At 72.2% G+C, this 21,280-nt stretch carries 19 protein-coding genes; 9 read left to right on the forward strand and 10 right to left on the reverse strand.

Annotation, left to right across the window (positions count from 1 at the left end; translation table 11 throughout):
• The first annotated feature begins 34 nt into the window (after window positions 1-34).
• The 3 genes from ppdK (at window position 35) to ABZ441_RS11715 (ending at window position 4,753) form a co-directional block, all read left to right on the forward strand.
• On the forward strand, window positions 35-2,746 hold the full coding sequence (ppdK, locus tag ABZ441_RS11705) for a pyruvate, phosphate dikinase (protein ID WP_358971265.1): 2,712 nt from the start codon (window positions 35-37) through the stop codon (window positions 2,744-2,746).
• Window positions 2,747-3,225: 479 nt separating this feature from the next.
• Complete coding sequence (locus ABZ441_RS11710) at window positions 3,226-4,230, forward strand: helix-turn-helix domain-containing protein (RefSeq protein WP_358971268.1); 1,005 nt, start codon at window positions 3,226-3,228, stop codon at window positions 4,228-4,230.
• Between the two features lie 112 nt (window positions 4,231-4,342).
• On the forward strand, window positions 4,343-4,753 hold the full coding sequence (locus tag ABZ441_RS11715) for a VOC family protein (protein WP_358971270.1): 411 nt from the start codon (window positions 4,343-4,345) through the stop codon (window positions 4,751-4,753).
• Window positions 4,754-4,810: 57 nt separating this feature from the next.
• Here the strand turns inward: ABZ441_RS11715 and ABZ441_RS11720 are convergent, their stop codons facing one another.
• The 4 genes from ABZ441_RS11720 to ABZ441_RS11735 form a co-directional block, all read right to left on the reverse strand.
• Window positions 4,811-5,977, reverse strand: a complete 1,167-nt coding sequence (locus tag ABZ441_RS11720) for an alkaline phosphatase PhoX (protein WP_358971273.1) — start codon at window positions 5,975-5,977, stop codon at window positions 4,811-4,813.
• A gap of 116 nt (window positions 5,978-6,093) precedes the next feature.
• Window positions 6,094-6,453 carry a nitrite reductase small subunit NirD gene (gene nirD / locus ABZ441_RS11725; RefSeq protein WP_358971276.1) on the reverse strand — a complete coding sequence of 120 codons (360 nt, stop codon included), beginning with the start codon at window positions 6,451-6,453 and terminating at the stop codon, window positions 6,094-6,096.
• Complete coding sequence (nirB, locus tag ABZ441_RS11730; protein ID WP_358971279.1) at window positions 6,453-9,038, reverse strand: nitrite reductase large subunit NirB; 2,586 nt, start codon at window positions 9,036-9,038, stop codon at window positions 6,453-6,455. Before nirB ends, nirD begins: the two co-directional genes overlap by 1 nt.
• Entirely contained in the window at window positions 9,038-10,276 is a 1,239-nt protein-coding gene (locus ABZ441_RS11735; protein WP_358971281.1) for an FAD-dependent oxidoreductase, read from the reverse strand. Before ABZ441_RS11735 ends, nirB begins: the two co-directional genes overlap by 1 nt.
• A gap of 149 nt (window positions 10,277-10,425) precedes the next feature.
• On the opposite strand from ABZ441_RS11735, the gene ABZ441_RS11740 reads away from it, so the two are divergent.
• Window positions 10,426-11,217: a TSUP family transporter gene (locus ABZ441_RS11740; protein ID WP_358971284.1), complete on the forward strand. Its 792-nt coding sequence runs from the start codon at window positions 10,426-10,428 to the stop codon at window positions 11,215-11,217.
• A gap of 114 nt (window positions 11,218-11,331) precedes the next feature.
• Here ABZ441_RS11740 and ABZ441_RS11745 read toward each other — a convergent pair whose 3' ends face one another.
• From ABZ441_RS11745 to ABZ441_RS11760, 4 genes are all read right to left on the reverse strand, one after another.
• A complete protein-coding gene (locus tag ABZ441_RS11745) occupies window positions 11,332-11,964 on the reverse strand; it encodes a class F sortase (RefSeq protein ID WP_358971287.1) in 633 nt (210 codons plus the stop codon).
• Between the two features lie 23 nt (window positions 11,965-11,987).
• On the reverse strand, window positions 11,988-12,710 hold the full coding sequence (locus ABZ441_RS11750; protein ID WP_358971289.1) for a hypothetical protein: 723 nt from the start codon (window positions 12,708-12,710) through the stop codon (window positions 11,988-11,990).
• A gap of 355 nt (window positions 12,711-13,065) precedes the next feature.
• Window positions 13,066-13,545, reverse strand: a complete 480-nt coding sequence (locus ABZ441_RS11755; protein ID WP_358971292.1) for a DUF5990 family protein — start codon at window positions 13,543-13,545, stop codon at window positions 13,066-13,068.
• A 28-nt stretch (window positions 13,546-13,573) separates the two neighbouring features.
• Window positions 13,574-14,368, reverse strand: coding sequence for an aminotransferase class IV family protein (locus ABZ441_RS11760; protein ID WP_358971295.1), 795 nt, complete (start codon window positions 14,366-14,368; stop codon window positions 13,574-13,576).
• Window positions 14,369-14,436: 68 nt separating this feature from the next.
• Here ABZ441_RS11760 and ABZ441_RS11765 point away from each other — a divergent pair, with 68 nt between their 5' ends.
• Genes ABZ441_RS11765 through ABZ441_RS11775 form a run of 3 tightly spaced genes read left to right on the forward strand, consistent with a single transcriptional unit; the run spans window position 14,437 to window position 15,877 of the window.
• On the forward strand, window positions 14,437-15,015 hold the full coding sequence (locus tag ABZ441_RS11765; protein ID WP_358971298.1) for an NAD(P)H-dependent oxidoreductase: 579 nt from the start codon (window positions 14,437-14,439) through the stop codon (window positions 15,013-15,015).
• A 56-nt stretch (window positions 15,016-15,071) separates the two neighbouring features.
• A complete protein-coding gene (gene cutA / locus ABZ441_RS11770; RefSeq protein WP_358971300.1) occupies window positions 15,072-15,410 on the forward strand; it encodes a divalent-cation tolerance protein CutA in 339 nt (112 codons plus the stop codon).
• Window positions 15,407-15,877 carry a gamma-glutamylcyclotransferase family protein gene (locus ABZ441_RS11775; RefSeq protein WP_358971303.1) on the forward strand — a complete coding sequence of 157 codons (471 nt, stop codon included), beginning with the start codon at window positions 15,407-15,409 and terminating at the stop codon, window positions 15,875-15,877. Before cutA ends, ABZ441_RS11775 begins: the two co-directional genes overlap by 4 nt.
• Here ABZ441_RS11775 and ABZ441_RS11780 read toward each other — a convergent pair.
• Both ABZ441_RS11780 and ABZ441_RS11785 read right to left on the reverse strand, forming a co-directional pair.
• Window positions 15,840-17,915, reverse strand: coding sequence for a molybdopterin oxidoreductase family protein (locus tag ABZ441_RS11780; protein WP_358971306.1), 2,076 nt, complete (start codon window positions 17,913-17,915; stop codon window positions 15,840-15,842). The two genes, ABZ441_RS11775 and ABZ441_RS11780, sit on opposite strands and share 38 nt — an antisense overlap.
• Window positions 17,916-17,982: 67 nt before the next feature.
• The gene (locus ABZ441_RS11785; RefSeq protein WP_358971308.1) at window positions 17,983-18,738 is read right to left on the reverse strand and encodes an ElyC/SanA/YdcF family protein; all 756 of its coding nucleotides are present in this window, start codon (window positions 18,736-18,738) and stop codon (window positions 17,983-17,985) included.
• Between the two features lie 178 nt (window positions 18,739-18,916).
• On the opposite strand from ABZ441_RS11785, the gene ABZ441_RS11790 reads away from it, so the two are divergent.
• A complete protein-coding gene (locus tag ABZ441_RS11790) occupies window positions 18,917-19,825 on the forward strand; it encodes a sirohydrochlorin chelatase (RefSeq protein ID WP_358971311.1) in 909 nt (302 codons plus the stop codon).
• 36 nt (window positions 19,826-19,861) lie between these two features.
• Complete coding sequence (locus ABZ441_RS11795; protein WP_358971313.1) at window positions 19,862-21,172, forward strand: deoxyguanosinetriphosphate triphosphohydrolase; 1,311 nt, start codon at window positions 19,862-19,864, stop codon at window positions 21,170-21,172.
• The last annotated feature ends 108 nt before the right edge of the window (window positions 21,173-21,280 follow it).

Here is a 21,280-nt window from a genome sequence, read left to right on the forward strand (position 1 = left end):
GGGCAGCCACCGCGTCCTCGAGGAGTCGAGACCCGTGTCGGAAAACAAAGATCCCCAGAAGTTCGTCTACGACTTCACCGAGGGCAACAAGGATCTGAAAGATCTTCTGGGCGGCAAGGGCGCGAACCTCGCCGAGATGACCAACCTCGGGCTGCCCGTCCCTCCGGGCTTCACCATCACCACCGAGGCGTGCAAGGTCTACCTCGACAGCGGTGACGAGCCGGCCGAGCTGCGCGACGAGGTCGGCGCGCACCTCGAGGCGCTCGAGAAGCGGATGGGCAAGAACCTCGGTCAGGCCGACGACCCGCTTCTGGTGTCCGTACGTTCCGGCGCGAAGTTCTCGATGCCCGGCATGATGGACACGGTCCTCAACATCGGCCTCTCCGACGCCTCGGTCGTGGGCCTCGCCACCCAGGCCGGCGACGAGCGATTCGCCTGGGACTCCTACCGCCGCCTCATCCAGATGTTCGGCAAGACCGTGCTCGGGGTCGACGGCGACCTCTTCGAGGAGGCCCTGGAGGCCGCGAAGGAGGCCAAGGGCGTCACGGTCGACGTGGACCTGGACGCGGCCGACCTGAAGAAGCTGGTCAAGCAGTTCAAGAAGATCGTCACCCGGGACGCCGGGCGTGACTTCCCGCAGGACCCGCGGGAGCAGATGGACCTGGCCATAAAGGCGGTCTTCGACTCGTGGAACACCGACCGGGCCAAGCTCTACCGCCGCCAGGAGCGCATCCCCGGCGACCTCGGCACCGCCGTCAACGTCTGCTCGATGGTCTTCGGCAACCTCGGCCCCGATTCCGGAACGGGCGTCGCCTTCACCCGTGACCCGGCCAGCGGCCACCAGGGCGTCTACGGCGACTACCTCCAGAACGCGCAGGGCGAGGACGTCGTCGCGGGGATCCGCAACACGGTGCCGCTCGCCGAGCTGGAGTCGATCGACAAGGCGTCGTACGACCAGCTGATGAAGATCATGGAGACGCTGGAGACCCACTACAAGGATCTCTGTGACATCGAGTTCACCATCGAGCGCGGCCAGCTCTGGATGCTCCAGACCCGGGTCGGCAAGCGCACCGCCGGTGCCGCTTTCCGTATCGCCACCCAGCTCGTCGACCAGGGCCTCATCGACGAGGCCGAGGCGCTCCAGCGGGTCAACGGCGCCCAGCTCGCGCAGCTGATGTTCCCGCGCTTCGACCACGGCGCCGCCAGTGTGCTGCTGGGCCGTGGCATCGCCGCCTCGCCCGGTGCGGCCGTGGGCAAGGCCGTCTTCGACTCGTACACCGCCGTCAAGTGGTCGCGGTCGGGCGAGAAGGTCATCCTCATCCGCCGCGAGACCAACCCCGACGACCTCGACGGCATGATCGCCGCAGAGGGCATCCTGACCTCGCGCGGCGGCAAGACCTCGCACGCCGCCGTCGTCGCCCGCGGCATGGGCAAGACCTGTGTCTGCGGCGCAGAGGAGATCGAGGTCGACACCAAGCGCCGCCGGCTCACGGTCGGGGACACGGTCGTCGAGGAGGGCGACCTCGTCTCCGTCGACGGGTCGACCGGCAAGGTGTACCTCGGCGAGGTGCCGGTCGTGCCGTCCCCGGTCGTCGAGTACTTCGAGGGCCGCATGCACGCGGGCGCCGACGAGGCCGACGAGCTCGTGTCCGCCGTGCACCGGATCATGGCGTACGCCGACCGGGTACGCCGTCTGCGGGTACGGGCGAACGCCGACAACGCCGAGGACGCGTCGCGGGCCCGTCGCTTCGGTGCCCAGGGCATCGGCCTGTGCCGGACCGAACACATGTTCCTCGGCGAGCGCCGGGAGATGGTCGAGAAACTGATCCTCGCGGACACCGACGACGAGCGCGAGGCCGCGCTGGCCGCGCTCCTGCCGCTCCAGAAGGCCGACTTCATCGAGCTGTTCGAGTCGATGGACGGACTGCCCGTCACCGTCCGGCTGCTCGACCCGCCGCTGCACGAGTTCCTGCCGGACATCACCGAGCTCTCCGTGCGGGTCGCGCTGGCCGAGTCCCGCAAGGACGCCAACGAGAACGATCTGCGCCTGCTGCAGGCCGTCCACAAGCTCCACGAGCAGAACCCGATGCTGGGACTGCGCGGTGTCCGCCTCGGCCTGGTCATCCCGGGCCTGTTCGCGATGCAGGTCCGCGCGATCGCGGAGGCGGCGGCACAGCGCAAGAACGCCAAGGGCGACCCGCGGGCCGAGATCATGATCCCGCTCGTCGGCACGGTCCAGGAGCTGGAGATCGTCCGCGAGGAGGCCGACCAGGTGATCGCCGAGGTCGAGGCGGCCACCGGTACGGAGCTGAAGCTCAGCATCGGCACGATGATCGAGCTGCCCCGTGCCGCGCTCACCGCCGGCCAGATCGCCGAGGCCGCGCAGTTCTTCTCCTTCGGCACGAACGACCTGACCCAGACGGTGTGGGGCTTCTCCCGCGACGACGTGGAGGCCTCGTTCTTCACCGCGTACCTGGAGAAGGGCATCTTCGGGGTGTCCCCGTTCGAGACGATCGACAAGGACGGCGTCGGCGCCCTCGTACGCAGCGCCGTGGAAGCCGGCCGGGCCACCCGCCCGGACCTCAAGCTCGGCATCTGCGGCGAGCACGGCGGTGACCCGGAGTCGGTGCACTTCTTCCACGAGGTGGGCCTCGACTACGTCTCCTGCTCGCCGTTCCGCATTCCGGTCGCCCGGCTGGAAGCGGGCCGGGCCGCCGCCCAGTCGCGGGGCAGCGACAGCCGCTGAGAACCGGCGGTCGGCACCCGACACGACTCCGGATACCGCCGGCGGATCACACGGACCCTCATCGGTCCTACGGCGGAGCCGGATTACCCGGAAGCGGCGGCACCCTGTGCGGGGGTGCCGCCGCTTCGTCAATTGAAAAGCGAACCATTAGAAGTGGTTGGCTTTTCACCGTTCGGTGCGCAAATCGCGGACGCGGGGCCTGGGTGCGGCCCGGGGATCCCCACCCCCGGACCACACCCGTTTACCCCTGCCGGGTGCGGAGCCGCACCGTCGTTCACCGCCGCCGAACAGGCAAAGCCCCCCACGGCCTTCACCCGCTCTTCGGTGACTCCGGTAACGCACCCGACGTCGTACAGCTTTTCGGGTGACGGGGGTACGGGCGAGACATTTCAAGTGTGGCCGAAACCCCGTGGTGACCTCCTGTGACGCTGTGCATACGCTTCGGTGGGGGAATTGCGGATGCAACAGGTGGGGGTTCGGTGCTGCGTATCCATGTGTCCGGGGTGGACCTTTCGCGCGTGCGGATGGCCACGAGGCCGGACGCGATGTGGGAGACCGTTCTCAGTTTTCACCGGCTGAGGGACCGGAGGGGTTCCACGGTGTTCGGGGAATGGCGGAAGGAATCCCGCACCCGGTTGAATGGTGAAGCGCGCCTGCTGTCCGCGGTCGTTCCGCCCCGAGGCTATTTCCCCGACTTCCTGACGCCTTCTCAGGACGGCTCCGAACCATTCGGACTCGATGCCGGAATGGAGGCGCTGCGGGACACCCCGCCGGGCCGGATCCACGAGGAGCTCGGACTGCTGGCGGGAGACCGCTCCCTCGGCCGCAGGCCGCCGGCGGGCCCCGCGCTGCCGGAAGGACTCGTCGAGGGGCGTACGGAGCCGCTGGGACGGCTCATCTCCACCCTGCGCGCCTATCACCGTGCCGCGGTCGAGCCGTACTGGCCGCACATCCGGGCGAGCGTGGAGGCCGACCGTGCCGTCCGGGGCCGCGCCCTGCTGGACGGCGGGGCGGACGAACTCCTGGCCACCCTGCCGCCGATGATCCGCTGGCGCGCCCCGGTGCTGGAGGCGGACTACCCGGTGGACCGTGAGCTGCGCCTCGACGGCCGGGGTCTGCTGCTGCAGCCGTCGTTCTTCTGCCGGGGCACCCCCGTCGTCTACCGCGACCCGGGCCTCCCGCCGGTCCTCGTCTACCCGGTCACCCACCCCGGAGCCCCGGCCGTCGCCGGGCCCGGCCCCTGGCTCGGCCGCCTCGTGGGCCACACCCGCTCCGCGGTCCTGCGGGCCGTGGACAGCGGCTGCACGACGAGCGAGCTGGCCCGCCGGACCGGGGTCTCCCTGGCCTCGGCGAGCCAGCACGCCTGTGTCCTGCGCGAGGCGGGCCTGGTCCGCACCCTGCGCCACGGCGGCTCGGTCCTGCACACCCTCACACCGCTGGGTGCCGAGCTGCTCAGGGGCGGGGCGCCGATCGCCGTGCCCTGAGGGATGCGGCCGGCAGCGATGAGTTTCGCGGTCCCCGGTCGTCTAACCTCTCGTGAGCGCTCGCAGGGAGCGCCGGGAGCACCGCACAGTGCCGGACGGAAGAGTGGACGCCATGCCTCAGATGATCTTCGTGAACCTGCCGGTCAAGGACCTCGAGACGACGAAGAACTTCTTCGCGAAGCTCGGGTTCGGCTTCAACCCGCAGTTCACCGACGAGACGACGGCCTGCCTGGTGATCAGCGACACGATCTTCGCCATGCTCATCAGTGAGCCGCGCTTCAAGGAGTTCACCAAGAAGGAGATCGCCGACGCGTCGAGGACGACCGAGGTCCTCGTCGCCCTGAGCGCGGAAAGCCGCGAGAAGGTCGACGAGCTGGCCGACGCGGCGCTCGCCAACGGCGGGTCGCCCGCCAACGACCCCATGGACGAGGGCTTCATGTACGCCCGTTCGTTCCAGGACCCCGACCACCACATCTGGGAGGTCGTCTGGATGGACCCGGCGGCGGTCGAGGGCCAGGCCTGACAGCGGAGGGGCAGCGGTCGCGGCGCCGGCTCCGCGACCGCTGCCCCCTCGTGTGTATCAGGAGCGGAAGGGGCCCGTGACCTCGTAGGTGATGCCGCCGGACGAACTCCCGCTGGTCCCGCGCTGCGAGGAGAAGTACAGCTGGCGGCCGTCGGGGGAGAAGGCGGGACCGGTGATCTCCGAACCGGACTGGCCGCTGATCCGCAGGAACGGGGCGACGGTGTCGTCCGGGGTGATCAGGCAGATCTCCATGTTCCCTCCGTCCTCGGCGACGTACAGGTCGCCGGAGACGGCGCGGGTGACGTTGTCGACGCCGGTCAGCGGAGCTGCGCCGCCCGTGACGAGCGAGTCGTCGTAGGCGAGCGAGAGGGACGAGGTGTTCGCGTCGTACGCCCACACCCTGTTGTCGCCCTTGGTGGTGAACCAGCAGGTGCCCGCCGCGTAGAAGCAGCCCTCACCGCCGTTGAACACCTTGGCGCCGGAGACCTGGTACCGGGTCTGGGTGGGCGATCCGTCCGGGTCGGGGACCGTCGTCCAGGTCACCGGGCCCGAGGTGCCGGTGCCCGCGACCAGCACCTGGAGCGTGCCGGACGACAGGTCGCCCCAGGAGGTGGGGCGGAAACGGTAGAACCGCCCGTCCGTCTCGTCCTCGGTCAGGTAGACGTAACCGTGGTCGGGGTCCGCGGCCGCCGCCTCGTGCTTGAAGCGGCCCATCGCGGGACGCTGCACCGCCGCGTTCACTCCCCACGGGTCGGTCTCGTACACGAAGCCGCGGGTGACCTCCTCGCAGGAGAGCCAGGTGTTCCACGGAGTCCGGCCGCCCGCGCAGTTGTTGTTCGTGCCGGACAGGATCCGGTACGCCGAGGTGACCGTCCCCGAGGAGCTGAAGCGCACCGCGCTCGCCCCGCCACCGCTGCCCGCGGACACCTCGGCGTTGGAGACGTAGATCCAGCCGCTGCCGTCGGTGAAGGTGGCACCGCCGTCAGGCGCGCTGTGCCAGGAGTACGACGTGCCGGGGACGGTCTGCCCGGAGCGGGCGACGATCCTGCTGGTGAAACCGGCCGGCAGCAGGATGCCGTTGCCGTTCGCCGCCTGCAGCGGGCCGTAGGGGCCGGTGGCCGGCTGGGCGGGGGCCGCGAAGGCGGCACCCCGCCACAGGGTGCCGCCGAAAGCCGCCGCCGAGGTGCCGATCACCGCTGTGCGCAAGAAGGTCCGACGTTCCACGATCACTCCACGGGTGACGTGCGGGCCCGCCGGTCCGGTCGGCCCGGCGGGGCGAACGTCAGGACAGTAGAGGTGCGCGGTGGCCGGAGCTCCAACATGTCATGAACGAGGCAAGTTCAGTCGGTGCGGACCGGGAAGACCGGCACGGTCACCTCGTCGTCGTCCAGGCACGCACCCGTCTCCAGGTCGAAGCGCTGCTTGAGCAGCGGCGACGCGACGAACGGCCGCCCCGCGGCGGAGCCGACCAGGCCGCGGGAGAGGACGTACGCACCGGTGAACGGGTCACGGTTGTCGATCGCGTAGGCGCGTCCCGCCCGGTCCACGAACAGCGCGACCTGCCGGCCGTCCGGGAGGAGCGCCGCCACACCGCGGCCCGGGGTCAGCAGCGAACGGTCGCAGACCGTGAGCCAGGCGCCCCCGTCCGCGAGCCGGATCGTCCCGGTGTCCTGCGTCTTTTCCAGTGTCCGAGTCGTCATCAGGAGGAGGTCCCTTCAAGAGTGCGGATGGCGAGCACCGGGCCCGCGAGGATGTCCAGGTCGGGCTTGACCTGGTCGCGTTCCGGGACGAACCTGACCGAGGGGTCGGGGGCGTCGGGGGCGTTGACGAAGGTGACGAAGCGCCGCAGCCGCTCCGGGTCGTTGATGGTCTCGGCCCACTCGTCGCGGTAGCCGGCGACGTGGTCGGCCATCAGCCGCTCCAGCTCGTCGCAGAGGCCCAGCGAGTCGTGGACGACGACGTCGCGCACGTGGTCCAGACCGCCCTCGATACGGTCCAGCCAGGTCGACGTGCGCTCCAGCCGGTCCGCCGTGCGGATGTAGAACATGAGGAACCGGTCGATGAGACGGACCAGTTCGGCGTCGGAGAGGTCCTGGGCCAGCAGGTCCGCGTGACGCGGAGTGGCGCCGCCGTTGCCGCCCACGTAGAGGTTCCAGCCCTGCGCCGTCGCGATGATGCCGAAGTCCTTGCCCCGGGCCTCCGCGCACTCGCGGGCGCAGCCGGAGACCGCCGACTTCAGCTTGTGCGGCGAGCGCAGGCCCCGGTACCGCAGCTCCAGGTCGATCGCCATCTTCACCGAGTCCTGCACGCCGTAGCGGCACCAGGTCTGCCCCACACAGGACTTGACCGTCCGCAGCGACTTCCCGTAAGCGTGCCCGGACTCGAATCCGGCGTCCACGAGGCGGGTCCAGATCAGCGGCAGCTGGTCGACGCGGGCACCGAAGAGGTCGATCCGCTGCCCTCCGGTGATCTTCGTGTAGAGGCCGAAGTCCCGGGCCACCTCGCCGATCACGATCAGCTTCTCCGGGGTGATCTCCCCACCGGGGATGCGCGGCACGATGGAGTACGAGCCGTTGCGCTGGAGGTTGGCCAGGAAATGGTCGTTGGTGTCCTGCAGAGCCGCCTGCTCGCCGTCCAGGACATAGCCGCTCGCGCCGACCGTCGGGGCCAGCGACGCGATGATCGAGCCGACGGTGGGCTTGCAGACCTCGCAGCCGTCACCGCCGCGGGCGGCATCCCGGCCGTGCAAGTCGAGGAGGTCGGCGTACCTCGTGACACCGAGGGTGCGCACGATCTCGTACAGCTCGCTGCGGGTGTACGCGAAGCAGCCGCACAGCCCCTGGTCCTCGGGCTGCGGCAGCAGTTGGCCGATGACCTTGACGCAGCTTCCGCAGCCCGTGCCGGCCCTGGTGCACTTCTTCACCTCGGGCAGCGTGGTGTGCTCGCAGATCGCGCCCTTGGTGACGTTGTGGCATGAGCAGATCACGGCCTCGTCGGGCAGCGAGGACGGGCCCAGGGTGACCGGACCGCCCGCGCCGGCCGGCAGCACCAGCTGCTCGGGGGCGACGGGGAGGACCGATCCGGTCATCGGCCGCAGCGTGCCGTACTGGTCGGCGTCGCCGACCAGGACACCGCCGAGCAGCGTGCCGTCCTGGCCGATCACCAGCTTCTTGTAGACGCCCGAGCGGGAGTCCGCGTACACGACGTCGAGGCAGCCCTCGGCCGTGCCGTGTGCGTCGCCGAAGGAGGCGACGTCGACGCCGAGCAGCTTCAGCTTGGTGGAGAGGTCGGCGCCGGTGAAGGAGGCCGCGCTGCCCGCGAGCACATCGGCGACCGCCAGCGCCATCTCGTAGCCCGGTGCCACCAGCCCGTAGACCCGGCCGTCCGAGGCCAGCGCGCACTCGCCGATCGCGAAGACGTCGCTGTCGGAGGTGCGGCACTCCTCGTCGACGACGATGCCGCCGCGCGGGCCGACGGCCAGGCCGCAGTCGCGGGCCAGCTGGTCCCGGGGGCGCACGCCGGCGGAGAAGACGACGAGGTCGGTCTCCAGCGAGGAACCGTCCGACAGCGCCATGCCGTCGACGCGGCCGTCCTCGCCCGCGGTGACCTCCTGGGTTCCGACGCCCGTGTGGACGGAGAGGCCCATGTTCTCGATGGTGCGCAGCAGCGCGGCGCCTCCGCCGTCGTCGACCTGCACCGGCATCAGCCGGGGGGCGAACTCCACCACGTGCGTGTCGAGTCCGAGTCCCTTCAGCGCGCCCGCGGCCTCCAGGCCGAGGAGCCCGCCGCCGACGACCGCTCCGGTCCTCGCGGTCTTCGCGTACTCCTCGATCGCGAGGAGGTCCTCGATGGTGCGGTAGACGAAGCAGCCCTCGGCGTCCTTGCCGGGGACGGGAGGGACGAAGGGGTACGAGCCGGTGGCCAGCACCAGCGTGTCGTAGGAGAAGATCTCCCCGGAGCGCGCGGTGACGGTGCGCGCCTCACGGTCGACGCTCTCCGCCGGGTCACCGAGGCGCAGCTCGATGCCGTGGCGCTCCATGAAGCCCGCCTCGACGAGCGACAGGTCCTCCGGTGTCTTCCCGGAGAAGTACGAGGTCAGCCGCACCCGGTCGTACGCGGGGCGGGGCTCCTCGCAGAGCACGACGACCCTGGCGCTGCCCGCGGCGGGGGTCAGGCCGCGGTCGGCGAGCGCTTCCAGGAACCGCTGGCCGACCATGCCGTGCCCGACGACCACGATGGTCGGCACGCCTGCGGTGGGGGCGGTCGGGGGAGTGGACACCGGCATCAGAAGCCTCCGTCGTTGGTGAGCAGGTGGAGCAGGGACATGTCGGCGGGGAGGGGATCGTCGTCCTGCCAGGTCCGGGCGAGGGTGCCGACCGCCGCGAGGTCGCCGAACAGCACCCCGCCCGCCAGCCGGTCGCCCCGGACGACGACCGTGCGGTAGGCGCCCCGGGTGGCGTCGGCCAGCCGGATCACGTCGTCGCCGGGCAGCGGGCGGGAGTCCCCGAAGGCGGCCAGGTCGAGTCCGGCGGGGGTTCCGGCGACGCCCGGGCCGGCCGAGGGCGAACGCAGGGTGAGCCGGGTCAGGGCCCGGGTGCCCCCGTAACGGGCGGGGCGGCCGGTCAGCACCTCGGCCAGCACATCGGCCTGTTCGAGCGCGGCGCCCGCCAGCCCGTAGACCGTCCCGTCGTGTTCGGCGCAGTCGCCGACGGCGTGGATGTACGGGTCCGAGGTGCGCAGCTCGTCGTCCACGACGACGCCCCTGCGGACCTCGAGCCCGGCCGCCTGCGCCAGACCCGCCCTGGGGCGGACCCCGCAGGCCAGCACCGTGATCTCCGCCTCCAGCTCGTAGCCGTCGGCGAGTTCGACGGCCCGCACCGCGGGTGCGGCTCCGTCCGTGCAGCGCAGTCCGCGCACCCGGCACTCGGTGTGCACCTCGACGCCGAGGGCCTCCAGATGACCGCGCAGCATCCCGGCCGCCTCGGCGTCCAGCTGCCGCTCCATGAGGTGCTCGCCCTGCTGGGCCAGCACCACCTGGGCGCCGCACTCGGCGAGAGCGCGGGCGGCCGACACCCCGAGGAGCCCGCCACCGATGACGACGGCGCGTACGCCGGGGCGCGCCGCGGCGCGCAGGGCCAGGCAGTCGTCGAGGGTGCGGAAGGGATGCACGCCGTCCGGCAGCGTGGGGCCGAGTCCCCGCAGCGGCGGCAGAACGGGATTGGAGCCGGTGGCCAGCACCAGGCGCTCGTAGCCGGTCGCACTGCCGTCGTCGCAGAGCACCTGACGCTCTGCCCGGTCGATCCGCACGACACGCACCCCGCGCCGCGTCTCTGCGGGCGGCAGCGCGATGACGTCCGGCTCGTACCGGCCGGCGAGCACTTCGGCCAGCAGCACCCTGTTGTACGGTGCGTGCGTCTCCTCACCGATGACGGTGACCCCGGGGACCCGGGCGGCGAGCCGCGCGCCCGCCATCCCGGCGCCGATCACCACCACCCGTGCCGCGTTCTCCGCCTCTGTCCTCATGCCGTCGAGAGTGCGCGGCGGGTGTTACCCGACCGCATCCCTCCTGTTTCCCCGGAGGAACCTTGCGCTCAGCGCGTCACGGCGCCCTCTGTGAGGGCGGGTACACCGCCGTTTGGACGGTGTACCCACCATCTGCTTTAGTCGCGAGCATGCCTGAGATCACCCTCACCACCCTGGTCATCCTCTGTCTGGCCGCCGCGGCGGCCGGCTGGATCGACGCGGTGGTGGGCGGCGGCGGGCTCCTCCTGCTGCCCGCCCTGCTGCTGGGCCTCCCGCACGTCCCGGCCGCTCACATCCTCGGCACCAACAAGGCCGTCGCCATCGTGGGCACCTCGGGCGCTGCCGTGACGTACGTACGCAAGGCGCCCGTACAGGTGGGGACCGCCGTACGGATCGGGCTCATGGCGCTCGCGGGGTCGATGACCGGCGCCTTCTTCGCCGCGGGCATCAGCAGTGACGTGCTGCGCCCGGTGATCATGGTGGTGCTGCTCGCCGTCGCGGCCTTCGTGATGCTGAGGCCGTCCTTCGGTACGGCGGCGGCCGGGGACGGCACGGGCAAGAGGGTCACCAGGGCCCGTACGGTCACCGCGATCGTGCTGGTCGGCGGCGGTATCGGTTTCTACGACGGGCTGTTCGGGCCCGGCACCGGCACCTTCCTGGTGCTGGCGCTGACGGCTGTGCTCCACCTCGACCTGGTCACCGCGTCCGCCACGGCCAAGATCGTGAACGTCTGCACCAACGCCGGAGCGCTGGCGATGTTCGCCTACCAGGGCACCGTGCTGTGGCAACTGGCCGCGCTGATGGCCGTTTTCAATCTGGCGGGCGCGATGCTCGGGGCGCGGATGGCTCTCAGGAAGGGCAGCGACTTCGTCCGCGGGGTCCTGCTGGTCGTGGTGTTCTCGCTGGTCGCCAAGCTCGGCTTCGACCAGTGGACGGCCTGACCGGCGGGACGCCGGCGCCGGCGCCGACGCTGTCGCCGGGGCCGCCCCCGAGCCCGACGGTGCCACCGGGGCCGACCGGTGTGACACGGCGCAGGCCGTCGGGCGGTCCGGCCCTCAGCGCACCGCGGTCAGGTGGGCGTACGCCACCACGTTTCCCTGGTAGCCCGTCTCGCGGCTGAAACCGCCGCCGCACGTGATCAGCCGGAGCGAGGCGTGCGGGGTGGCGCCGTAGACCCGCTTGTCCGGGAACGCGTCGTTCTCGTACACCTCCACCGCGTCGACCGCGAAGACGGCGGTGCGGCCGTCGGCGCGGTCGATCTCGATCCCGGCCCCCTTCCTGAGGGACCCGAGGGCGTAGAACACGGACGGCCCCTCCGCGTTGTCGACATGTCCGGCGACCACCGCGGTGCCCCTCGTGCCGGGCGGGGTGCCGTCCTCGAACCAGCCGGCCAGATTGCGGTCCTCGGCGGACGGTGCTTCCAGGCTGCCGTCCGCGCCCAGCCCGAGACCCGTCAGCGGTGCGTCCACCCCGATGCCCGGGATGCGGATCCTGAGGGGTTCGGAAGGGCGCAGGGACTCGGCGACCCTGGTGACCGGCCGGGGCTCGGAGCCCGCGGCGAAGGCCTCGGCGGTGGACGGCTGGGGGGCGACGGTCCGGACGGCCGCGCCGTTGTGGACCAGCCATATGCCGCACAGCGCGGCGATGCCCACCAGCCAGGCCCGTGCCTTCAGCGGTGTCCTGTCCACGTCCCGTCCTCCGCCGGCCGCCCTCAGCGGTGGACGCGGTACGAGCCGCCCGAGTTGCGGCGGCGACGCAGGAGCAGGGCGCCGCCGACGGCTGCCGCCGCGACCAGACCGGCGCCGGCGGCGAGCTGGGCCGTGTCGGGTGCGGCGCTGCCGCCGACACCGGTCCCGACGTGCCCGGAGGGGCGGCTGGGAGCGGGCGAGGCCGTGGGCCTGTGCTCCGGGTGTGCGGGCGGCTTCGCGGTCCCGGGGGCTGGGTGCGTTCCCGGTTCGGCCCCGGGAGCCGTCCCCGTACCGGCTCCGGGCCGCAGAAGCGTCTCGGACTCGTCACCGGACCCCGCGGCGTCCTCCTCCGTACCCGTACCCGTATCCGGCCCCGTCCCCGTCTCCGGCGACGAAGGCCCCGAAACCGCTGCCGGGTCCTCGCCCGTCCCCAGGCCTTCCAGCGGGTCCGTACCGTCGGCCGGCTCCAGGTCCTCGGCCCCCAGGCCGTCGGCCGGCCCCAGGTCCTCGACCGCTCCCGGAACGTCGGTGGCCGTCTCGCCGCCGTCGCACGGGACCGCCGCGCCGACGCCCGCCGCGCCCTCGGGCCCGCAGTTCGCCGTGCCGGCTGCCGCCGTCGCGGCGGTGGACCCCGGTCTGCCGAGGCTGTCCGGGTGGGCGTACGCGGACGGGGCTGCGAGGCCGAGCGCGGCGGCGGTGAGGGCCGCGGCGGCGGTACCGGTCACGAGGCGGGCAGGGCTGAACATGGGAATCCTCCGGGCAGGCGGTCGTGTCCTGCCTCCGAGGTAACAGGCCACGTCCTCGGCCCGCATGCCGGCAGCCGGTCCGCTTTCACCCGTACGGACCCGCGCAGCGCCTCCGTGCGCCCGGTCCGGCGCAGGTCGCGGCAGTGATGGAGACTGCCTGGCCCGGGCAGGGACGATCGGGTGAGCCACACACTCCGCCCATGTGACGCACGTCACAAGAATGGCGTCGCACCGCACGGGCAAACGACATTCACCCCCCACGGGACGGCATGCCCCCCGCCGGCCCCACGGCAACCGCCCTTACCGGCCCATCCCCCCCCGGGACCGGTGAGGGCGGTGTCGGTTCCCCGCTGCCTCAAGCCCCGGCGGAACCGCCGCCCCCGTCGGTCGCGGACCAGGAGATGTCCGGCGGTCGTACACGTGCGCACCGGGGCTGTCCCGCGTCGTCCGTCAGGCGCAGTCGCGCCGTCAGGTGCCCTGTCCGTGCGGCGGCCTCCAGGACCTCGGCGCCGATGTCGCTCACCATCAGCTTGGCCCGGCGGAACATCGTGAAGGCGCCCGAGCCGTCCACGGTCCCCCAGGACAGGTAGACGAAGCACCCGCCGAGCCGGTTCTGGATGTACGGCCCCGACACGTCGAAGCCGTCCGCCGTCGGTGCGGCGGTGCAGTCCAGGGTCCAGGAGGCGTGTTCCGCGTCGCCGGGGTGCAGGCCGAGAAGTTCGCCCGGCCGGTCCTTGCGCTGCACCCCGACGTGGATGTTCTCGAAACCGGCGAAGTCGGTGTCGGGACCGCAGGTGCGGCCCGGGAGTTCTGAGGCCTCGATGTGGATCTGCATGGCTCCATGGTCCCGCACTCCGGGAAGGTCAGAGGGTCTCGCGCGGGGCCTCCTCGTACACCCGGCCGAGCAGTGCCATCAGGTCCTCGTCGATGTCGAAGGGGGTGTCGTCGATCCGGTGGACCGGCGCGATGCCCTGGGAGTTGGTGACGAACGCCGCGCCGTACGCGCCCAGCCCGTCCAGCGTCACCCCGCGCCGTACCGAGGGCCGGCCCGCCCGCGCGAGTCCGCGCTCCAGCAGGGTCATGGTGATGCCGGTCAGTGCCGGGGCGTCCGGCCAGACCACCGAAGTGCCGTCCCAGAAGCCGATGTTCGTGATCGATCCCTCGGTCACCATGCCGCCGGGCGAGGTCAGGAGCGCCTCGTCGAAACCCGCCCTCCTGGCCTGCTGCCCGTAGTAGGTCTGGCCGAACTCGCCGGGGCGTTTGATGTGCGGCACGGACCGTGCGAACGGGACGGACATGAGGCTGCGTGGCGTACCGTCCGCGCCGGCCGGCTCCCGCACCGTCACCATCGGGACCGTGCTCGCGCTGTCCGGCGGCATGAAAGCGTGCACCCGGACCGAGGCGTCCCGTCTCCCCGCGCCGTCGAGAGCGTGCCTGATCAGCTCGCGGACGCGCTGCCCGTCCAGTGGGAGTCCGAACAGCTCCCGGTTCGCGGAGTCCAGTCGGTCCAGGTGCAGGGCCAGTCCCCGCACCTGGCGGCCCCTCACCTGCATCGCGGTGAAGTGGCCGTAGCCGGCGAAGGCCGGAATCCGCAGGTCCTCCCCGGTGGCGGGGCGCCCGTCGAACTCGACGTAGAGGTCCGGCACGGATGTCGTCATGCCTCCAGCGTAGGTGTGACGATGCCACGCTTGACCTCAATCTTGGTTGAGGTGTGAGTCTGCGGTGCATGGACATCAACACACCTGCTCCCACTCCGTCCGACGCCCCGCTGAAGGTGGCCGTCATCCTCGGCAGCAACCGCGAGGGCCGCTTCGGGCCCGTCGTCGCCGACTGGTTCCTCGGGAGGACGGCCGGGCACCCGGACATCGAGACCGAGCTGGTCGACGTCGCGGAGACCGAACCGCCCGCCGTAGGCGCCGCCGGGGCGGCCCCGCGACTGGCCCGGGCCGACGCGTTCGTCGTGCTGACCCCCGAGTACAACCACTCCTACCCGGCCCCGCTCAAGAGCCTCATCGACCGGCACTTCGCCGAATGGCAGGCCAAGCCCGTCGCCTTCGTGTCGTACGGCGGGATCTCCGGCGGCCTGCGGGCGGTCGAACACCTGCGGCAGGTCTTCGCCGAACTGCACGCCGTCTCCGTGCGCGACACCGTCTCCTTCCACAACGCCGGTGCCCTCTTCGACGACCGGGGCGTGCCCGAGGACTCCGGCCAGGCCGACGGTGCGGCCAAGAGGATGCTGGACCAACTGGTCTGGTGGGGACGCGCCCTGCGCGAGGCCAGGACCCGGCACCCGTACGGCGGCTGACACGGCGCGGGCCGACAATCGACGGGTCACGGACGACGAGAACGAGGAGACCCGGGATGACCGAGCCCGCATGGCTGATCGTACTGACCACGACGGACAGCGAGGAGAAGGCCCGCGCCCTGGCCCGGGGCGCGGTGGACGCGCGACTCGCCGCCTGCGCCCAGATCCCGGCCCCCGGCACCTCGGTCTACCGCTGGCAGGGCGCCGTCGAGACCGGCGAGGAGTGGCAGGTGCTGTTCAAGACGACGGCCGAGCGCTACGACGAGCTGGAGGCCCACCTCCTCGCGGCGCACGACTACGCGACGCCCGAGATCATCGCCACGCCCGTCGTACGCGGCAGTGACCGCTACCTCGCCTGGGTGTCATCGGAGACGGCACCCGTCGCCACGCTGTGACCGACCTCCGACTGCCCTTCTTCGTGTACGGCACGCTGCTCCCCGGAGAGCCCAACCACGACCGGTACCTCCGGGGCCGCACCGGCGAGGAACGGCCGGCGGTGCTGCCGGGAACCCTCCTCTACGAGGGGCCGGGCTACCCGTACGCGATCGAGGGGCACGGCACGGTCCGCGGCGCGCTCATCACCGCCGGGCCGGGGGAGTACGCGGAACTGCTCGGGCTCCTGGACGCTCTGGAGCAGTACCTGGGGCCGGAGCACCCGCGCAATCTGTACGAGCGGGTGGCCCGCAGGGCCGTTCCCCTGCCGCGACCGGGTGCTCCCGGCCGCGGCAGGGGTGAGCCCGTCCCCGCCTGGGTCTACCTCGCAGCCACCGCCGTCACCCGCTCCCTGCGCGCCTGCGGCACGCCCGTGCCGGGCGGCGACTGGCTCAGCCGGCGGCCTCCACCCGCACCGCGCACACCTTGAACTCCGGCATGCGCGACACAGGGTCCAGCGCCGGGTTCGTCAGGGAGTTGGCCCGGCCCTCGCCCGGCCAGTGGAACGGCATGAACACGGTGTCCTGCCGAATCCCCACGGTGATCCGGGCCGGTGCCACCGCCCGCCCACGCCGCGAGGTGACCGCGACGCGCTCGCCCTCGGCCACCCCGATCCGCTCGGCGAGCCGCGGATGCAGCTCCACGAACGGTCCCGGCGCCGCCGCGTTCAGCTCGGCCACCCGGCGGGTCTGCGCCCCCGACTGGTACTGGGACACGACCCGTCCGGTGGTCAGCACCACCGGGTACTCCGCGTCGGTCTCCTCCGCGGCGGCACGGTGCGTGACCGGAACGAACCTCGCCCGCCCGTCGTCCGTCGCGAACCGTTCCAGGAACAGCCTCGGCGTCCCGGCGTGCTCCTCGTCCGGGCAGGGCCAGAACACCCCGTCCTCCGTCGCGATCCGGGCGTACGTGATGCCCGCGTAGTCGGCCGGACCGCCCGCGGAGGCCCGGCGAAGCTCGTCGAAGACCTCCTCCGGATCCGCCGGGAAGCCCTTCCCGTGCCCCAGGAGACCGGCCAGCGCGTTCAGCACCTCCAGGTCGGTGCGTACACCCGCCGGCGGCATGACCGCACGCTGCCGCAGCAGCACCCGGCCCTCCAGGCTGGTCGTCGTCCCGCTCTCCTCCGCCCACTGCGTCACCGGCAGCACGACATCGGCCAGCGCCGCCGTCTCCGACAGCACCACGTCCGCGACCGCCAGGAAGTCCAGCGACCTCAGCCGCTCCTCGACGTGTCCGGCGTGCGGTGCCGACACGACCGGATTCGACCCCATGACCAGCAGCGACCGCACGTCCCGACCCAGTGCGTCCAGCAGCTCGTACGCACTGCGCCCCGGCCCCGGCAGTGTGTCGGGGTCGACGCCCCAGACGCCGGCCACATGGCGGCGTGCGGCCGGATCGGTGAGCTTGCGGTAACCGGGCAGCTGGTCGGCCTTCTGGCCGTGCTCCCGCCCGCCCTGGCCGTTGCCCTGGCCGGTCAGGCAGCCGTAGCCGGACAGCGGACGGCCCGCCCGGCCGGTCGCCAGGCAGAAGTTGATCCACGCACCGACCGTGTCCGTGCCCTTGGCCTGCTGCTCGGGCCCCCGCGCGGTGAGCACCATTCCGGTCTCCGCCCCGCAGAACAACTCCACGGCCTCGCGCAGATGAGGCACGGGCACCCCGGTGAGGCGCTCCACCAGTTCCGGCCAGTGCGCCATGGCGCCCGCCCTGGCCTCGTCCCAGCCGTTCGTCCGGACATGGACGAACTCCTCGTCGACCCGTCCGTCCGCCACGACCAGGTGCAGCATGCCCAGCGCCAGGGCGAGGTCGGTGCCCGGCCGGGGCGCCAGGTGGAGATCCGCCTGCTCGGCGGTCCTGGTCCGGCGCGGATCGATGACGATCAGCCGGCCGCCGTTCTCCTTCAGCTCGGTCAGATAGCGCAGCGCGGGCGGCATCGTCTCCGCGAGATTCGAGCCGACCAGGATCACGCACCCGGTCCGGGGGATGTCCTCCAGCGGGAACGGCAGCCCGCGGTCGAGGCCGAAGGCCCGCTGGTGCGCGGCGGCCGCCGACGACATGCAGAACCGGCCGTTGTAGTCGATCTGCGAGGTGCCGAGCACCACCCGGGCGAACTTCCCGAGGGCGTAAGCCTTCTCGTTGGTGAGCCCGCCCCCGCCGAACACACCCACGGCGTCCGCGCCGTGCTCCGCCCGTGTGCCTCCCAGCCCGTCCACGATCCGCCGCAGCGCCTCGTCCCAGCTCGCCGGGGCCAGCTCACCGCCCGCGTCGCGTACGAGCGGCTCCGTCAGGCGCACACCGGCGGCGAGCACGGCGGGAGCCGTGCGCCCCTTGCCGCACAGGGCGCCCCGGTTGACGGGGAAATCCGTACGCTCCACGACCTCGACCACCCCGCCGTCGGTGACGGGGCGCAGCTTCATCCCGCACTGGAGCGCGCAGTACGGGCAGTGGGTGGACGTCTCGGTGCGGGGCATACGCCCAGCGTGCGAGGCCGGTATTACGAGGACCGGTGCGTCCGGTTACGCCCCCGGTACGCGCACCTCAGCCCGCGCCGCCCGCCGCCGTGAGGTCAGCCGCCAGCGCCTCCGTCACCCCCGGCTCCCGCGGTCCCAGGAAGTGCGGATCCGGCTCGAACACCACGTCCAGGAGCGCCTTGCCCGCCGCGAACACCTCCCGCGCACCGCCGTAGTACCAGGTGGCATCGTGTACGTCGTCGGCCCCCACCCCGTAGGCGTCCACCCCGGCGGAGCGGCACAGGGCGATCGCCCGCCGTATGTGGAAGCCCTGGCTCACCAGGACGGCCCGGTCGACGCCGAATATTTTCTTCGCCCGGACGCAGGAGTCATAGGTGTCGAAGCCCGCGTAGTCGCTGACGATCCGCCCGTCCGGCACCCCGCGCCCGGCGAGATACGTGCGCATGGCATCCGGTTCGTCGTACTCCTCGCGGCTGTTGTCCCCGGTGACCAGCACGACCCGGACCTTGCCGGACCTGTACAGCTCGGCTGCCGTGTCCAGCCGGTGCGCGAGATACCGCGACGGCCGGCCGTCCCGCAGCCCCGCGCCGAACACCACCGCGACCCGCTGCGCCGGGGCGTCGGCCGTCGTCCGCACCCGGGCGTCGGCCGTGGTGTGCAGCCAGGCCGAGGGGACCAGCGCCACCGCACAGACGACCATCAGCGTCTGCACCAGCCACCGCTGCCCCCGGCGGGTCCGCGGCAGCCGCGGCCGCGCGGCGGCCACCCGCCTCCGGGCCCTCGGCAGCACACGGCGCAGCCCCTCCGGTGTCCCCAGCCGCATCCCGCGCCCCCCGCGCTCGTAACGAACTCCTCACATCAGGGACGAACGACGGGGGCGAAAGGTTCGCGTCCCGTGTGAACAGGTACTGACACCATGGAGACGGGCCCCGTGAGGCAGAGGCAAAGACCCGTCACCGGTGCGAAACGGCCCGGCAACGTCCGACCGGCACCATCGGTCGATGACGGAGAAGGCACCGCAACACCCGCGTGAGCCCCTGCCCCTCGACAGCACGGCGCAACTCCTGACCCGCATCACCTCCCAGCTCGGAAACCAGCTCAGCCTCGTCGCCCCGAACGGAACCCGCAGGCCCATGCAGCGCATCCGCAGAGCAGCACCCACCCTGGTGGCCGTCGCGCACGGAAGCCGGGACCCGCAGGCCCTGCCCACGGTCCTGGAGCTCCTGGACCGGGTACGGGAGCTGCGGCCCGGCCTCGACGTACGACCGGCCCACATCGAGCTGAACGAGCCGCTGCTGCCGGACACACTGGGCGGCATAGGACAGGGGGAGGACGCCGTGCTCGTGCCCCTGCTGCTCGGCCGGGGCCACCACGTCCGGCACGACCTGCCCCGCGCCGCCGCGGCCGCGAGCCACCTCGGGACCCGGGTGGCGGCCCCGCTCGGACCGCACCCGCTGCTCGTCGAGGCCCTGTACGAACGCCTCATCGAAGCGGGCTGGCGTGACGAGGACGGCACGAGGCGCGACGCCGCCGTCGTGCTGGCCGCCGCCGGGTCACGCGACCCCGACTCCGACGTCGACGCGCGCCGCACCGCCGCCCTGCTCAGCGACCGCCTCGGCGGAGTCCCCGTCGTACCCGCGTACGCCTCGGCGGCCACACCCGACGTGCCGGCCGCCCTGCGCGCACTCGCCGCCCGTGGCCGCCACCGGGTGGCCCTCGCCTCCTACTTCACGGCCCCCGGCCGTTTCGCGACCCTCGCCGCGGCCGCCGCGCCGGGCGTCACCGCCGGACCGCTCGGAGCGCACCCGGCGATGGCACGCCTCCTGCTGCACCGCTACGACGAGGCCCTGGCCGGCACGGCACCCGCCCTCGGCGCCCCGGCGTACCCGCAGCTCCTGGCCCCCGCCTGACCCGTACTGTCGGCCCGCCGGTCTAATCTCGGGTACATGGACGGTACGCACGACCCCAGGGACACGCCGTACGGCGCGGCCGACGCCGAGCGCTGGGACACCGAGCCCGACAAACGGCCGGGCCGCACCGCGTTCCAGCGTGACCGTGCCCGCGTGCTCCACTCCGCCGCCCTGCGCAGGCTCGCGGGCAAGACCCAGGTCGTCACACCGGGCACCCGCGGCCGGGCCTGGGACGCCAGCCCCCGCACGCGCCTCACCCACTCCCTGGAGTGCGCCCAGGTCGGCCGGGAGCTCGGTGCCGCGCTGGGCTGCGACCCCGACCTGGTGGAGGCGGCCTGCCTCTCGCACGACATGGGACACCCGCCCTTCGGACACAACGGCGAACAGGCGCTCAACGACTTCGCGTCGGACTGCGGCGGCTTCGAGGGCAACGCCCAGTCGCTGCGGCTGCTGACCCGTCTCGAACCCAAGCGCTTCGTCCGTGACCCCCGCAGCGGTGAGCTCGTCAGCGTGGGGCTCAATCTGACCCGGGCCGCCCTGGACGCCGCCACGAAGTACCCCTGGCCCCGGGGCGCGCACCCCACCGACCCCGGCTCACCGAAGTTCGGTGTGTACGAGGACGACATGCCGGTCTTCGAGTGGGTCCGCAAGGGCGCGCCGCAGGACGGCAAGTGCTTCGAGGCCCAGGTCATGGACTGGTCCGACGACGTCGCCTACTCGGTGCACGACTTCGAGGACGGGCTGCACGCCGGACACATCGACCCCGGCTGTCTCTTTGCCGGTCCGGAGCGGGCGGAGATCTGGGCCGTGGCCATCGGCCGGTACGTCCCGGCGGACACCGACCCCCAGGAGCTCGCCGACGCCCTCGACCGGCTCACCGCCCAGGAGTGGTGGCCGCACGGCTACGACGGGACCGCGGTCGCCCAGGCCCGGCTGAAGGACGCGACGAGCCAGCTCATCGGCAGGTTCTGCCTGGCAGCCGAGTCCGCGACGCACACCGCCTACGGTCCCGGACGGCTCGGCAGATACGGCGCCGAGCTCATCGTCCCGCGCGAGGTGCGCAACGAGTGCGCCGTACTCAAGGCCGTCGCGGACCGTTACGTCATGCAGCGTGCCGAACAGGAGACCATCCGCGCCGGGCAGCGCATCGTCATCGCCGAACTCGCCGCCGCCCTCACCGCACGCGCGCCCGAAGGACTGGAGCCGCAGTTCCGCGCCCTTCACGAGGCGGCCCCCGACGACCGGGGGCGCAAGAGGGTCCTCGTCGACCAGATCGCCGCATTGACCGACGCCTCGGCGCGGTCCCTTCACGGAACACTCACCGGTGTTGGGCAGACTGGACCTTGAGGGTCACACGCCTGCGGCTGTGACCTGAACGGGATACACCCTCTTTCGCCGTCACCCTGCGTGCGGGACGCTCGCAGGGTGACGGCGCCGCGCAGCTAAGTACCGAGG

The organism is Streptomyces sp. NPDC005752, assembly GCF_040630715.1.
Classification (GTDB): Bacteria; Actinomycetota; Actinomycetes; order Streptomycetales; family Streptomycetaceae; genus Streptomyces.